The following is a 14,055-nucleotide window of genomic DNA, read 5'->3' on the forward strand; positions in this document are numbered from 1 at the left end:
TTTTATATAAAGCAATTCTGCAGGTATTGGTTAAGATTTATTCTCAGTTTATTTAATCCCTGAAGTTTTGGTTTCAGGGATAATGCAACATGAAGATACTTTAGAGCGTTTTCATAGTCCTGTAATTTAAGAGAACATTCGGCCATTTTCTTGTAAACAAACGCCTGTTCGTTTTTGCATAAATCCAATTTGAGTAAATTTTGATAATGTAAAAGTGCTTTATCCGGGGAGGATTTTTTTGCTAATTTACGGCAATAGATATTTCTGATTCTTTCTTTTGTCTCCTCCAACAGATGTTGCCGGTAAGCGGCCTGTTTTCCTTTTTCCAGTATGTACTCGTAAAGTTTTATTGAAATTTCATATTTGCCGGATTTTTCATAAGCCTCCGCCAGCAAAAATTTGCAATCGATAAAATCCCGATGGTTAAGGTGTAGGAAGAAGTCCGTATCAGGGGAAGCATTTAGCAAATGCTCATATTTCTCAATAGCGCTACTTGTGTGCCCATTGAGAAGGTCGGAAAATATAATACGAATTTCCAAGCTGATTTTTTCTGATTTAGTGGCGGATGTTTTGGGCTTTGCGTCCCGAACGGTGGTCTGTTTGTTTTGGGAATGTCTGTGAAGCGTGTCATATTGTTTGCGGGAATGAGAATCGGAAAGAGTTTTATACGCCTGAATAATAATTTTTGTTTTTGATTCCGCCCATTTTTTGTTTAAGCCATTTATATCGGGATGGAATTTTTTAATCAGGGTTCGGAATGATCGTTTTATTTCTTCGGCGCTTACTTCTTCATGCACCTCCAGGATATTGTAATAATTTACCATGACAAAACTGCGAATTTTTAAAAATAAAATAAAATCATATGTCGTTTAAACGAATCTTGAGATGTTCGCGTAATTAAATATGATCGGAGAGATACTTTAAATATACATTAATAAAATTTTCTCTTCTAAAATATCAGGAAATGCTAACAGCAATTTTATCAGTTGTCAACAAATTTGATTTGTTTTGGGGAAGTTATTCATACCTCAGGGTTTCAACGGGATCAAGCCTTGCAGCCCTTATAGCGGGATAGATGCTAAAAATCACACTGCTGAGTATTGCGATGAATATAGTAATCATAATGCTTGCCGGTTTGATGACCGTAGGTATCTGGTCAAAGTAATATACTTCAGGGGGGAATGGCCTCCAGCCTGTCATATTATATAATATGCTTTCCAGCCAATTAATACGCAAGACAACGGAAAATCCTATAGCAGCTCCCACGCAGGATCCAATGCTGCCAATGAATAGTCCGTTCAATAGAAAAATGGACATAATGCCTTGTGTGGTAGCTCCTAATGCTTTTAGTATGCCAATGTCTTTGGATTTTTCCAATACAATCATCGTCAGAATTGCCAATATGTTAAAGCCTGCAACAACGATGATAAAAAAGAGTATAAATGCCATTACACGCCTTTCTAGCATTACGGCGGTCAAAAATGTCCTCCTGGCATCCTCCCAAGTTTGCACATAATATTCAAAACCCAATGAAGATTGCAGCTTGTCACGCACTTCATTTGCATAGCGGTAATCATGAAGTTTTACGCTTATTCCGGATACGGCGTCCCTTTCTTTTATACCCGTCAATTCCTGTGCAGCAGCAAGAGGAATATACACATAATTCTTGTCATAATCATACATTCCCGATTTAAATGTTCCTTCAATAACAAATGCCTTTACACTGATTTTGTCCCAGTTTTTTAACGTAACCAGCACTATTTGCTCGCCTTCCTGCACAAAACTTATTGGGTCTGTTTCCGGGTCACCCGGACTAATTCTCAATAGTTCTATACCACAAAATGCGCTAGCAGTTTGGTTTTCTCCATGAGTTTTTTGTAAATCTTCAGGTTCTTTCCTGAAAGGGGATAAAAAAGCCTTAAAATCGCCAACAGTTGCCTCATCAACGGGATTAATTCCTTTAAAATATACAAATTCCTTTCTTCCACGTATTTTTATAAGAGCAGGCCCCTCGACAAAGGGAGCACAGGAAGATACATGTTCGGTTGCTTTTACTTTTTCCATCACCTGTGTATAATTTTCAAGGCCATACATGCCTCCTTTTGTAATGATAATGTGTGTTAACGTTCCTCTAATTCTGCTACGTAATTCCTGATCGAACCCATTCATAACAGAAAGGACAACGATCAATGTCATAACGCCTACTGCAACACCGGCTACTGCAAAAAAAGAAATTTTCCTGCTGCGTAAATAACGGAGGGTGATAAAGAGTTTGTACATTATAACTTTGAATTCGAATTGTTATTTAAAATGATTATGTATATAATCCTAGAATTCTAGCACAACTAAATTGCATTAAGCAATTAATAATTTATCGTTACCGGAGGCGTTGAATGTTATATTTTAAAACAGCAGGAGAATCTCATGGAAAATGCCTGGTTTCTGTTTTGGAAGGTTTCCCGGCGGGTATTTTTCTTGATAAAGAATTGATAGATAGGGAATTAAGGCGCAGGCAAGGAGGTGTTGGCAGAGGTGGAAGAATGAAAATAGAAGCAGATTGTGTAGAAATTCTTTCAGGGGTAAGAAATAATATCACTTTGGGCAGCCCTATTTGTTTAATGATAAAAAACAGCGATTATAAGATTGATGCGCTTCCTGTTGTTACACGACCGCGCCCTGGTCATGCGGATTTGGCAGGCGTAATAAAATATGGACATAAAGATGCAAGGAATATATTGGAGCGTGCAAGCGCAAGGGAAACTGCCGCAAGGGTAGCAGTTGGTGCTGTGTGTAAAATATTGCTTTCGCATTTTGGGATAAAGGTTTTTGGTTATGTCAAAGGTATCGGAGGAATCAATGCTGAAAAACAATTAGAAGATACTATAGAGACGGCGGTCAAAATCCGTGATGATAGCGCAATATATTGCATTGATCGTGAAATCGAAAATAAAATTGTTGAAAAGATAAAACGGGCGGTTGAAATGGGTGATTCACTTGGCGGAATAATAGAGGTGGTGGCAAATGGTTTACCTATCGGGATTGGGAATCATACGCAGTGGGATTTGAAATTGGATGCAAGGCTTGCTTTTGCAATTATGTCTGTTCAGGCGATTAAAGCGGTTGAAATCGGTACTGGCTTTGACATTGCAAACAAACTTGGATCGGAAGCGCATGATGAGATATTTTATGAGTATCCGAAGCGAAAAAAGACATTAACCGGAGGTTTTAAAAGGCTGACAAATAATGCGGGGGGGATAGAAGGTGGGATAAGCAACGGAGAGCCTATTGTTGTAAGAGCGTATATGAAACCTATCCCAACATTAAAAAAGTCTTTAAGATCTGTTGATTTACTGACAAAGGAACCGGTAGCCGCTTCGTATGAGAGATCAGATATTTGTGCGGTTCCTGCCGCATCTGTTGTTTGTGAAGCAATGATAGCTTTTGAAATAGCCAAGGCTTTTATGGAGAAGTTTGGAGGCGATAGCATTGGTGAAATGAAAAGAAATTATGAGGGCTATATTGAAAATATCTTACAATGACATATTTTCTTAAAGACCTTTGGAGTTAACTTTAGAATAGTTATTTGCGAGTTCTCGTTGAAACCTGGAGGCATGAAAAGCTTTGACGGTGAAACGAAGGAATCGCTGGCGCTGACATTACAGACGTTTTATTGCAAAAGTGCATTTTTACTCCTTGGTATTTTTGCAAAGGGCTCAGGGTCGCTTGTCTTTCGTGGGTGCAAAAATATGGAAAAGTTTTAAGTTTATGCCCTGCCTGGTGTCCGATTTTAAAATATTTTTTTGCTGCGTTTTTTTACAAAGCAATTTTACATATAGATATCTGCCCTCATTTAGTAAGAAACTATTAAAAACTTTAAAACAAATTGGCATAAGTACAAATTTTGCTTGAATAATGTTAATGTTTTGATATCATCGAAATTTCGCTGTGCTAGCGTAGCTCAATGGCGGAGCAGCGGTTTTGTAAACCGCAGGTTGTGGGTTCGAGTCCCACCGCTAGCTTTGTAATTTATTATTTCTTAATAACTAAAAGATTTTATTGTAATTAAAGTTATTGGACGTATAATCTGTGCCAAATGTATTTTGTTTAGAAAAACATTAAATTAAGATTTTTAGTAGTAAATGGGTGGATACCCGAGTGGCCAAAGGGGACAGACTGTAAATCTGTTGGCATAGCCTTCGGAGGTTCGAATCCTCCTCCACCCACCATACATGTTATATTTATGTTTGAAGAAAACTAAAACAATGCAACTTACCAGAACAAAAACAGTAAAACAGTTACGAGGCCTCTCTGAAACGGAAAAAAAATCTTGCTGTTTGCATTTCTTTCTTCGGTATTGAAATTTTAAATAGTGACGTAGTTTGTATGCTATTTTAAGGTGTAGCAATAGATGATTTCTGAATGACCTTCCAAAAGTTAAAAATTTTAGTCAGCAAAGTAATCACGCAATATCCATTTTGAGTTTATACATAGTCTCAATAAATTGTCTGCGAACCTTTTTTTTGACGGACAGACAGTTTTCTTGGGGTTGCTGGACGGGGGAAAACTAAAAAGGGGTTATTCCGGAACATACTTGCCATATTGGCTTGACAGCAAAACATTCGTTTTTTTTGAATAATATTTAGGCATCTCAACTTTCTCATGAAACCTCCTGGTTTTTGATGTCTTTTGAAAAAATGTCATAAATGTTGATTTGTTTGCGGGCGTAGCTCAATGGTAGAGCCCTAGCCTTCCAAGCTAGTCATGTGGGTTCGATTCCCATCGCCCGCTTTAGAAAAATTTATATACAATTTATCTTTAACGGGTAAGTCTTATTTTCAACATATTACTTATTAATATCGTATACGTTGCATCGTGAATGTATCTTGTAATTCTTCATCGGCATTGGGTTTAATCTTGCCATGCTTAAGTATGCAAGGGTTTAAAATGTAAAAAATTTTTCTTTTGCAATATTTTCAAATCAATATAAACCATTCCAGACGGAAGTTTTTTTTTGCCGGGCAATTTGGATGCAATTGGTGTTCTGAGATTTCTTGATTTTAGACTGATTAGATAATTTATGGATTCCGGCTTATTTTGTTTGACATTTGTATTTTTTTTGTTATATTTGATAAATTCTGGCTTTTTTGAAAAAACAAGTGTAGCTTAAATATAACGATATCTGTGTTTTGTTGAAGAATGAGCAATTGCTGCTGTAGCTCAGTGGTGGAGCACGTCCTTGGTAAGGACGAGGTCATGGGTTCAAATCCCATCAGCAGCTCCAGATAAAATACAGGCAGCGCTTGCGTTTGCTATGCAGTGTGTTGTGATCTTTGCTAAATTTGTGAATATGTGTAGTGGGGATTTTTAAGGAAATATATTTTGGGCAATTATATAAGGGTGAAAATATTAAGATAAAAGGGGTAGCTCATGGCTAAAGAAGTATTTCAGCGAACTAAGCCGCATTTAAACATAGGTACGATAGGGCATGTGGATCATGGTAAGACAACGCTGACGTCTGTAATAACGCATGTATTGTCGAAGCAGGGGTTGGCGAAGGATAGGCCGTTTGATTCGATAGACAAGGCTCCTGAAGAGCGGGAGCGGGGTATCACGATAGCGATATCGCATGTGGAGTATGAGACGAAGAAGAGGCATTACGCGCATGTGGACTGTCCTGGGCATGCAGATTATGTAAAGAATATGATAACGGGCGCGGCGCAGATGGATGGAGCGATATTGGTTGTAAGTGCGCCGGATGGTCCGATGCCACAGACCCGCGAGCATATATTGTTATCAAGGCAGGTGGGAGTTCCCAAGATTGTGGTGTTCCTGAATAAGGTGGACATGTTAGAGGATCAGGAGCTGATGGAGCTGGTAGAGATGGAAATAAGGGAGCTATTGAGTAAATATGATTTTCCGGGGGATGAGATACCTGTGGTGAAGGGTTCTGCGCTGAAGGCGGCACAGTGTGGGTGCGGAGGTGCGGAATGTGCGAACTGTGGTCCGATATTGAAACTAATGGATGCGGTGGATACTTATCTTCCTGATCCTGTAAGGGAAATAGATAAGCCGTTTTTGATGTCCGTGGAAGATGTGTTTAGCATAAAAGGGCGTGGGACAGTTGGAACAGGTAGGGTTGAGAAGGGTAGGGTGAAGGTAGGAGACGAGGTAGATGTCGTAGGGATTAAGCCGGATATAAAGAAATCTGTGGTTACTGGTGTGGAAATGTTTAATAAGACGTTGGATGAGGGTCAGGCGGGGGATAACTTGGGGTTGTTGCTGCGGGGGGTAGAGAAGAATGATCTGGAGCGTGGTCAGGTATTAGCGAAACCTGGCAGTATAACGCCGCACACTAAATACGAAGCGGAGGTGTATATATTGACCAAGGAAGAAGGGGGAAGACATACGCCCTTTTTTAATGGATATAGACCGCAGTTTTATTTTAGGACGACGGATGTTACCGGCGTTGTTACATTGACAGGTGGTGCTGAGATGGTAATGCCAGGAGATAATGTGAAGATTAATGTAGAGTTGGTGACGCCGATAGCGATGGATGAGGGGCTGCGGTTTGCAATTCGGGAAGGTGGGAAGACAGTGGGTGCAGGTGTTGTTACAAAAATTGTTGCATAAATTATAATGTGGTTTTGAGGGTTTGTTGATGCGAGAGTATATTACCCTGGTTTGTCGTGAATGTTCCAACAGGAACTATAGAACGCCTAAAAAGGCAAAGCAGGCGGAAAAGTTGGAACTGAAGAAATTTTGTAAGAACTGTGGAAGGCATGTGTTCCACAAGGAATATAAAAAGTAGTTTTCTGTGTTTGGGTGTAACTAAAGGTCTGTAGCTCTAATTGGTAGAGCACTGGACTCCAAATCCGGGTGTTGGGGGTTCGAATCCCTCCAGACCTGCCATTTAATTATTTTCAATCTTAGATCAAGAGTAATAAGATAAGCTAATGTCATTGTTTGCTATTCATAAGAAGGGTCAAGGATCTTATAGCAGGATAGTTGTTGGTATTGCGTTAGGGTTGCTAGCGTTGTTTGCTTCCATTTCGTTGTACAATGTCTTGATAGGATTGCCAAATATATCTGAAAATGCGAGAGTTCCCCTTGTAGATATTGAGCTCACATGGGGATTAATTTGTTCGGTCGCGCTTTTTGTTTTTCTGGGGTATTTGATTTGTATCTTGGTTGCTGGCTTTAAAACTGGGTTGAGGCCTATTGATGAAGGCGGAAAAAAAGCAGTAGAATTTTTGGTTGAAACTCAAAACGAGCTTCAGAAAGTATCATGGCCTACAAGATATGAGTTGGTTGGCTCCACGATCGTTGTGATTATATCGGTGGTAATCATAGGATTTTTTATATTAGGCGTAGACTGGGTCGTATCCTTCTTTATGGAGTATATTGGAGTGCTATAAAGCCTGCATAGCGTAAGTGTGCCGATTGACGACTTTTGATAGGTTTTTCGCCGCGTTTTACTCATTCCTTGATTATACGTGATGCAACCGAATTGAATTTTAGACGTGGAATTTTTAGGTTTTTATAGGTTTATAAATAGATGCCAAAGGAATGGTTTGTTTTGCGTGTGCAAAGCAATAGAGAAGATAAAGTCAGGGACAATTTAGTAGAGCGTATAAGAGCGCAGGGCTTGGAGAACCTGATTACAAACATACTGGTGCCGAGTGAGAAAATTTCTGAGGTTAAGGGTGGTAAGAAGAGGGTATCTGACCGCAAAATATATCCAGGATACATAATGGTAGAGATTGAGGTAGACGAAAAAGGTCAAATTCCAAAGGAAGTTTGGTTTATGATTCGCGAAACTTCAGGCACAGGGGAATTTATTGGCGGCCAGAGTAAGCCTGTGCCTATGACCAAATATGAGGTTGAAAAACTTCTTTCTGATCTGGAGCAGAAAGAAGAAAGGCCTCGTGCAAAGATCGAATTTAATGAAGGCGAGAAGGTACGAATAAAAGAAGGACCGTTTGAGAATTATGATGGAATAGTTGAAGAGGTTTTGCCTGCGAGTGGCCGCGTTAAGGTTATGCTTACCGTGTTCGGAAGGGCAACGCCAGTTGAATTAGAATATTGGCAGGTAGAGTCAATTTAAAGGTAGGAGAATGTAATGGCAAAGGAGATTTTGGCTAAAATCAAATTGCAGTGTCCGGCAGGGCAGGCAACCCCTGCACCTCCGGTTGGTCCGGCACTTGGGCAGCATGGAGTAAATATCGGGCAATTTGTGAAGCAGTTTAACGATAAAACGAAAGATTTGCAGGGGATTTTAACTCCTGCAGAGATTACTGTTTTTAAAGATAAAACGTTTACATTTATAATTAAGTCTCCGCCGGCTTCTGTGCTATTAAAACAATCCGCAGGTATTGTTAAAGGTTCGCCAGAGCCAAATCGGCAGAAGGTTGGGCAAGTTAGCAAACAACAAATTAAGGAAATAGCTGCTAGAAAGTTGGCAGATTTAAATGTTAGTAATTTAGAAAGTGCAATGAAGATAATAGAGGGAACTGCTCATACTATGGGGCTTAAAATTGTGGATTAGTGTATAAAAATGGGGGAAGTTGTGTTTAATCAGAAGGATTTATAAAATGCCAAAAAGAAGTAAAAGATATTTAGAATCTTTAAAACATATAGATATAAACAAAAAATACGAATTAGAGGATGCCTTAAAACATCTTAAATCTTTTAAGACTGCAAAGTTCGATGAAAGTGTCGAAGTCGTAATTAAGTTGGGTATCGATGCAAAGCAATCAGACCAGCTTGTTAGAGGTGCGATATCTCTGCCAAGGGGTATTGGCAAAAGTTTAAAGGTGATAGTTTTTGCCGTTGGAGAAAAAGCAACTATTGCGAAAGATGCAGGAGCGGAAGAGGTTGGTGCTGAAGATTTGGTGAAAAAGGTTGAGGGGGGATGGGGGGATTTTGATGTTGCAATTTCTACTCCAGATATGATGAGAATAGTCGGTAAATTAGGTAAAGTGTTAGGCCCTCAGGGTAAAATGCCTTCTCCCAAATCGGGAACTGTAACTGACGATGTAGAAACAGCTGTTAGGGAATTTAAAGCAGGTAAAATTGAGTTTAGAAATGATGCTGGTGGAAATGTTCATGCAATTGTTGGAAAGCTGTCGTTTTCAGTTGCAGATCTTGCCGACAATATAAACACATTTATTAAACATATATTGAACTTGCGTCCATCGGCTGCAAAAGGGGTGTATATAGAGAAGATTTCGCTTTCTTCAACGATGAGTCCTGGCGTAATGTTGCAAATTTAATTTTAAAATGTGTAGCTAAGGGAATAGACAGAACAATGCCAAATGAATTAAAAGAACTTACAATAAAAGAACTGATTTCTCGTTATGATGATAAGAGTAGCTATCTGGTAGTCGGTTATAGAGGTATAACTGCTTTGCAGTTTAATCAGTTGCGAAATGAATTATGGCAGAAGAAGATACTTATGGAGGTTGTTAAAAATTCTCTTGCAGCGGTTGCGTTTAAGAAAATAGGCAAGACGGAAATAGTTGGTTTGCTAAATGGTCCTTCTGCTATCATAAGTGGCGGGGACGATCCAGTATTAATGGCAAAAGAAACAGTTAAATACTCTGAAGATTTGCCATTTTTTACGTTGCAAGGTGGATTTTTTGAGGGAGAGGCACTATCAATTGATTCTATTAAGAGCTTGGCGAAGCTTCCTTCCTTGCCAGTGCTTAGATCCCAAATAGTGTTGAGTATAAATGCTCCAATAGTCGGGGTGGCAACCGCTTTTAACAGTATATTGCGCGGTTTGGCAACTATACTTCAAGAGATAAAAACACAAAAAGAAAAAAGTAATGGGTAATTTGTATATGATTTCTGAAAGTTAGGGGGTGTAAAATGACTCAAATAATGGAAGAAAAAGAAGTCGATGTAACGGGGAAAATAGCACAAGTACTAGATATAGTATCGGGGATGACACTGTTGGAGGCATCTGAATTAGTAAAAGCATTCGAAAAGAAATTTGGTGTTTCCGCATCTGCAGTAGCCGCAATGCCTGTTGGTATGCCAATAGCAGGAGTCGGGGCAGCCGTAGAAGAAGAGAAGACATCTTTTGATGTAATTCTAAAAGAGGTCGGAGCTAACAAAATTCAAGTAATTAAGGCGGTTAGAGCAGAAACAAATTTAGGCCTCAAAGAGGCGAAAGATCTTGTAGAAGGTGCGCCTAAGGCTGTTAAAGAAGGAGTGACGAAGGAAGACGCAGACAAGATTAGAAAAACATTAGAAGAAGCTGGTGCCAAAGTAGAAATAAAATAAACAGTTTTTTTGCCAACTTTTAAAGTTCTGAAAATTTATGGAAATACGAAACTACAGTAAAGTAGACGAAGTAATAGAGCTTCAAAGTCTTACACAGATTCAAACGAAAGCATATATGGACTTTTTGCAGTTGGATATTCCAGCATCGAAAAGGAAAAATGTTGGTATTGAGGCTATATTGAGAGAGATATTTCCTGTTAGTAACTACGATGGCAACATAACATTAAATTATGTTAAATATGAGTTAGGAAAACCTCGCTATTCACAAGACGAATGTCGCCAGTTGCGATTGACATACGGGCGGCCTTTTCGCGTCTGGTTGCGTTTGGATAAAGATGAACCTATAGAAGAAGAGGTTTATCTGGGTGAGATTCCTGTTGTTATAGGTGGCGGAGAATTTATTATTAATGGTACAGAGCGGGTGATTGTTGCACAGTTGCATCGTTCGCCAGGGGTAGATTTTATAGAAGAATTTTACGCAGAAAAAAGATTACATTCTTGCCGAATAATTCCTGAGCGAGGAAGTTGGATTGAGTTGGAGGTAGGTAAAAAGGATGTACTTACTGTCAGGATTGATCAGAGTGGAAAATTACCCGCTACTTGTTTTCTCAGGGCGTTATCCGCAGAATACGCAAATGATGAGGATATTATTCGGTTGTTTCATGAAGTAGAAACGGTGAAAATCGCTGATTATGATGTGGCTGCAAAGTTGAGAGGTAGGTTTACTGCAGAGCAGGTTGTTAATCCTGAAACTGGGGAAATTTTGCTGGACGCGGGTCGTCAGTTTTCTGATTCAACGGTTAAGGCAATCACAGACCTGGAAATAAAGAAAGTAAATGTGATAAAAAAAGTAGAAGACAACTTAATATTAAATTCTCTGGAGTCAGACTTTACAAAGTCCCATGAAGATGCATTGTTGAAAATTTATGCAAGATTCAGACCAGGCAACCCGCAGCAAGTGGAAAAAGCAAGGCAGTTATTTTATGATAAATTTTTTGATGAAAAAAGATATAGGTTGGGGCCTGTAGGCAGATTTAGGTTAAATAGGAAAATGGGTCATGATATCGATTCATCTAAAATGACTTTGCAAAAAGAGGATTTTGTAGAGGCTATTAGGTATTTGATGAAGTTGCGGAAAGGTACCCCGGGGGCATCAATTGACGATATAGATAATTTAGGCAACAGGAGACTTCGGACGATAGACGAGCTTGTTGGTGAAGAGTTGAGAAAGGGGTTTTTGAAACTAAGAAGAACCATACAGGAAAGGTTAAGTGTAAAAGAGACAGAACAATTAACACCGCGTTCTTTGGTAAATTCGAAAACCATATTTTCGGCGATCGATTATTTTTTCAGCCGAAGCGAGCTTTCGCAGGTTTTAGACCAAACAAATCCGTTGGCACAGTTAACTCATGAACGAAGGTTAAGTGCGTTGGGACCTGGAGGCTTGAATAGGAAGAGGGCTGGATTTGAGGTGAGGGATGTGCATGTTTCTCACTATGGAAGGGTGTGTCCGATAGAAACGCCAGAAGGTACAAACATTGGTTTGATAGCTTCTTTAAGTATATACGCAACAATCGATGAGTACGGTTTTTTGATTACACCATATCGTTTAATTGAAAAAGGAAAACCTTCTAAAAATATAATATATTTACGGGCAGACGAGGAAGAGGGTCGTTTGATAGCACCGGCTGATGTTTTAATCAGTGCTAAAGATACGTTGGGCAAGACGGATGTGCTGTGTAGACACGATGGCGACTTTAAGCACACGGCCTTCAAAGATGTAAATTATATGGATGTTTCTCCTAAACAAATGGTCGGTGTTTCCGCAAGTTTAATACCATTTTTGGAACATAGTGATGCGAATAGAGCTCTAATGGGGTCGAATATGCAGAGGCAAGCTGTCCCTCTGCTGAAGACAGAACCTCCTATTATTGCAACGGGCATGGAACGGGTTGTCGCCAAAAACTCAAGCATGACTGTTCAATCGGAAAAGAACGGAACTGTTACAAAGGTATCATCAAATGAAATTGTAATTGATAACAATGAAATTTATAAACTAAGAAAGTTTGTTGGGTTAAACGAAGGTACTTGCCTAAATCAGAAACCTATAGTCACTGAAGGGCAAAAAGTCAAAAAAGGAGAGGTCATCGCTGACGGGGCGGCTACACATAATGGTGAACTTAGTTTAGGTAAAAATGTATTAGTAGCGTTTATGACATGGGATGGATACAATTTTGAAGATGCTATGGTGATAAGTGAAGCCTTGTTAAAAGATGATAGATTTACCTCTATACACAGAGATGAATTTGAAGTAGAAATACGTGAAACAAAGCTGGGTAGGGAAGAATTTACTCGCGATATTCCGAATGTTTCAGAGAAAGCACTAAGAAATTTGGATGAAAATGGGATAATTCGGGTTGGAACAAAGGTGAAACCCGGAGATATCTTGGTAGGGAAGATAGCGCCCAAAAGCAGGAGTGAACTTTCGCCCGAAGAAAAACTGTTACATGCAATATTTGGACGTGCTGGTGAAGATGTTAAAAATGAATCGCTGGAAGTCCCATCCGGTATGGAAGGCATTATTATAAATACGCAAGTATTTTCAAGAAAGTCGTATATTTCAGAAGAAAAAAGACAGAAAATATTGGGTGAGGTAAGTGAGATAGAGTCAAAGTATAACGAGGTTATTGCTAAAGAATTTGCAAAGATGTTAAAAGCTATAAATGCAGAGATTGAAGAAGCTCTTGTAGATGTTCAAACCGGTCAGGTTTACAAAACAGAGAGGGCTATGTCTGAAAAAACGATACTTGCAATGGAAGATCATTTTAATATTGAAAATATCGCATTTAGTAGTAAAAAGAAAAAGGAACTGGCATTAGAAGTTTCACTGGAATACAAAAGAAAAATGGAGGAGTTAAAAGAAGAGAGAGATGGGAAAATAAACCAGTTGAAGCGCGGAGATGAATTGCCTACAGGGGTTTTGGAACTAGCGAAGGTCTCCATTGCAACGAAGAGAAAGCTTTCCGTTGGTGATAAAATGGCCGGCAGGCATGGTAACAAAGGAGTTATTTCCAAGATACTTCCTGAAGAAGATATGCCTTTTTTGGCAGATGGAACCAGGGTAGAGATGCTGCTGAACCCATTAGGCGTGCCGTCCAGGATGAATGTAGGGCAAATTCTGGAAACTCATCTAGGATGGGCAGCTAAAAAGTTAGGTTTTAGGGCAGTTACTCCTATTTTTGAAGGTGCTTTAGAGGAAGAGATACGGGAGACACTGAAAGAAGCAAAGTTGCCGGAAGATGGAAAGGCAGTGTTGTATGATGGACGTACTGGAGAATCTTTCGGGCAAAAAGTTGCTGTGGGTTATATGTATATGTTAAAGCTTCACCATCTGGTTGATGAAAAAGTACATGCAAGAGCGACAGGTCCATATTCGCTGATTACTCAACAACCTCTGGGAGGAAAGGCTAGGTTTGGCGGGCAGAGATTTGGTGAAATGGAAGTATGGGCGTTGGAGGCTTATGGTGCTGCACATAATTTGCAAGAGTTGCTTACTGTGAAAAGTGACGATGTAGAAGGAAGGACGAAGATTTACGAATCAATGGTTAAGGGTGAAAACACATTGGAGGCTGGCACCCCAGCATCCTTTGAGGTGCTTTCAAATGAAATAGCGGGGTTGGGATTAAATCTAAAATTAGAAAAGAAAAAGATGGATGTTTTAAAAGTATAGCATTTTATGATGAATATTTGGATATTAGTTTGAAAGCT

At 39.3% G+C, this 14,055-nt stretch carries 12 protein-coding genes and 5 tRNA genes; 15 read left to right on the top strand and 2 right to left on the bottom strand.

Translation table 11 applies throughout. From position 1 onward, the window contains the following. Positions 1-2 precede the first annotated feature (2 nt). Positions 3-824: a DnaJ domain-containing protein gene (locus tag ABJL82_RS00960; protein ID WP_347272812.1), complete on the bottom strand. Its 822-nt coding sequence runs from the start codon at positions 822-824 to the stop codon at positions 3-5. Between the two features lie 193 nt (positions 825-1,017). Next, complete coding sequence (locus ABJL82_RS00965) at positions 1,018-2,280, bottom strand: ABC transporter permease (protein WP_347272814.1); 1,263 nt, start codon at positions 2,278-2,280, stop codon at positions 1,018-1,020. 113 nt (positions 2,281-2,393) lie between these two features. Between ABJL82_RS00965 and aroC the strand changes: the two genes are divergently transcribed. The 15 genes from aroC (at position 2,394) to rpoB (ending at position 14,017) form a co-directional block, all read left to right on the top strand. Further along, a complete protein-coding gene (gene aroC / locus ABJL82_RS00970) occupies positions 2,394-3,539 on the top strand; it encodes a chorismate synthase (RefSeq protein WP_347272815.1) in 1,146 nt (381 codons plus the stop codon). Positions 3,540-3,947: 408 nt separating this feature from the next. Next, a tRNA-Thr gene (locus ABJL82_RS00975) sits at positions 3,948-4,019 on the top strand. A 122-nt stretch (positions 4,020-4,141) separates the two neighbouring features. Next, a tRNA-Tyr gene (locus ABJL82_RS00980) sits at positions 4,142-4,226 on the top strand. Positions 4,227-4,717: 491 nt separating this feature from the next. After that, a tRNA-Gly gene (locus ABJL82_RS00985) sits at positions 4,718-4,788 on the top strand. Positions 4,789-5,206: 418 nt separating this feature from the next. Further along, positions 5,207-5,281, top strand: a tRNA-Thr gene (locus tag ABJL82_RS00990). A gap of 146 nt (positions 5,282-5,427) precedes the next feature. Further along, positions 5,428-6,630 carry an elongation factor Tu gene (gene tuf, locus ABJL82_RS00995; protein ID WP_347272816.1) on the top strand — a complete coding sequence of 401 codons (1,203 nt, stop codon included), beginning with the start codon at positions 5,428-5,430 and terminating at the stop codon, positions 6,628-6,630. A gap of 28 nt (positions 6,631-6,658) precedes the next feature. Further along, the gene (rpmG, locus tag ABJL82_RS01000; protein ID WP_099325875.1) at positions 6,659-6,808 is read left to right on the top strand and encodes a 50S ribosomal protein L33; all 150 of its coding nucleotides are present in this window, start codon (positions 6,659-6,661) and stop codon (positions 6,806-6,808) included. Positions 6,809-6,832: 24 nt separating this feature from the next. Beyond that, positions 6,833-6,909 (top strand) — tRNA-Trp (locus ABJL82_RS01005). Positions 6,910-6,953: 44 nt separating this feature from the next. Next, complete coding sequence (gene secE / locus ABJL82_RS01010) at positions 6,954-7,415, top strand: preprotein translocase subunit SecE (protein ID WP_347272817.1); 462 nt, start codon at positions 6,954-6,956, stop codon at positions 7,413-7,415. 140 nt (positions 7,416-7,555) lie between these two features. Next, positions 7,556-8,104, top strand: coding sequence for a transcription termination/antitermination protein NusG (gene nusG / locus ABJL82_RS01015; RefSeq protein WP_347272818.1), 549 nt, complete (start codon positions 7,556-7,558; stop codon positions 8,102-8,104). A gap of 15 nt (positions 8,105-8,119) precedes the next feature. Then, positions 8,120-8,545 (top strand): 50S ribosomal protein L11, encoded by a 426-nt coding sequence (gene rplK, locus ABJL82_RS01020; protein ID WP_347272819.1) that lies wholly within the window; start codon positions 8,120-8,122, stop codon positions 8,543-8,545. A gap of 46 nt (positions 8,546-8,591) precedes the next feature. Further along, a complete protein-coding gene (rplA, locus tag ABJL82_RS01025; RefSeq protein WP_347272820.1) occupies positions 8,592-9,272 on the top strand; it encodes a 50S ribosomal protein L1 in 681 nt (226 codons plus the stop codon). 35 nt (positions 9,273-9,307) lie between these two features. Further along, on the top strand, positions 9,308-9,835 hold the full coding sequence (gene rplJ, locus ABJL82_RS01030; RefSeq protein WP_347272821.1) for a 50S ribosomal protein L10: 528 nt from the start codon (positions 9,308-9,310) through the stop codon (positions 9,833-9,835). 35 nt (positions 9,836-9,870) lie between these two features. Next, complete coding sequence (gene rplL, locus ABJL82_RS01035; protein ID WP_347272822.1) at positions 9,871-10,287, top strand: 50S ribosomal protein L7/L12; 417 nt, start codon at positions 9,871-9,873, stop codon at positions 10,285-10,287. Positions 10,288-10,324: 37 nt separating this feature from the next. Beyond that, complete coding sequence (gene rpoB / locus ABJL82_RS01040; protein WP_347272823.1) at positions 10,325-14,017, top strand: DNA-directed RNA polymerase subunit beta; 3,693 nt, start codon at positions 10,325-10,327, stop codon at positions 14,015-14,017. The last annotated feature ends 38 nt before the right edge of the window (positions 14,018-14,055 follow it).

Source organism: Candidatus Kuenenia sp., from assembly GCF_039794105.1.
Lineage (GTDB): Bacteria > Planctomycetota > Brocadiia > Brocadiales > Brocadiaceae > Kuenenia.

What these genes read in the sequence shown, in the direction of transcription:
- ABJL82_RS00960 (WP_347272812.1), bottom strand. Translation starts at nt 824, where the DNA reads ATGGTAAATTATTACAATATCCTGGAGGTGCATGAAGAAGTAAGCGCC.
- ABJL82_RS00965 (WP_347272814.1), bottom strand. Translation starts at nt 2,280, where the DNA reads ATGTACAAACTCTTTATCACCCTCCGTTATTTACGCAGCAGGAAAATT.
- aroC (WP_347272815.1), top strand. Translation starts at nt 2,394, where the DNA reads ATGTTATATTTTAAAACAGCAGGAGAATCTCATGGAAAATGCCTGGTT.
- tuf (WP_347272816.1), top strand. Translation starts at nt 5,428, where the DNA reads ATGGCTAAAGAAGTATTTCAGCGAACTAAGCCGCATTTAAACATAGGT.
- rpmG (WP_099325875.1), top strand. Translation starts at nt 6,659, where the DNA reads ATGCGAGAGTATATTACCCTGGTTTGTCGTGAATGTTCCAACAGGAAC.
- secE (WP_347272817.1), top strand. Translation starts at nt 6,954, where the DNA reads ATGTCATTGTTTGCTATTCATAAGAAGGGTCAAGGATCTTATAGCAGG.
- nusG (WP_347272818.1), top strand. Translation starts at nt 7,556, where the DNA reads ATGCCAAAGGAATGGTTTGTTTTGCGTGTGCAAAGCAATAGAGAAGAT.
- rplK (WP_347272819.1), top strand. Translation starts at nt 8,120, where the DNA reads ATGGCAAAGGAGATTTTGGCTAAAATCAAATTGCAGTGTCCGGCAGGG.
- rplA (WP_347272820.1), top strand. Translation starts at nt 8,592, where the DNA reads ATGCCAAAAAGAAGTAAAAGATATTTAGAATCTTTAAAACATATAGAT.
- rplJ (WP_347272821.1), top strand. Translation starts at nt 9,308, where the DNA reads ATGCCAAATGAATTAAAAGAACTTACAATAAAAGAACTGATTTCTCGT.
- rplL (WP_347272822.1), top strand. Translation starts at nt 9,871, where the DNA reads ATGACTCAAATAATGGAAGAAAAAGAAGTCGATGTAACGGGGAAAATA.
- rpoB (WP_347272823.1), top strand. Translation starts at nt 10,325, where the DNA reads ATGGAAATACGAAACTACAGTAAAGTAGACGAAGTAATAGAGCTTCAA.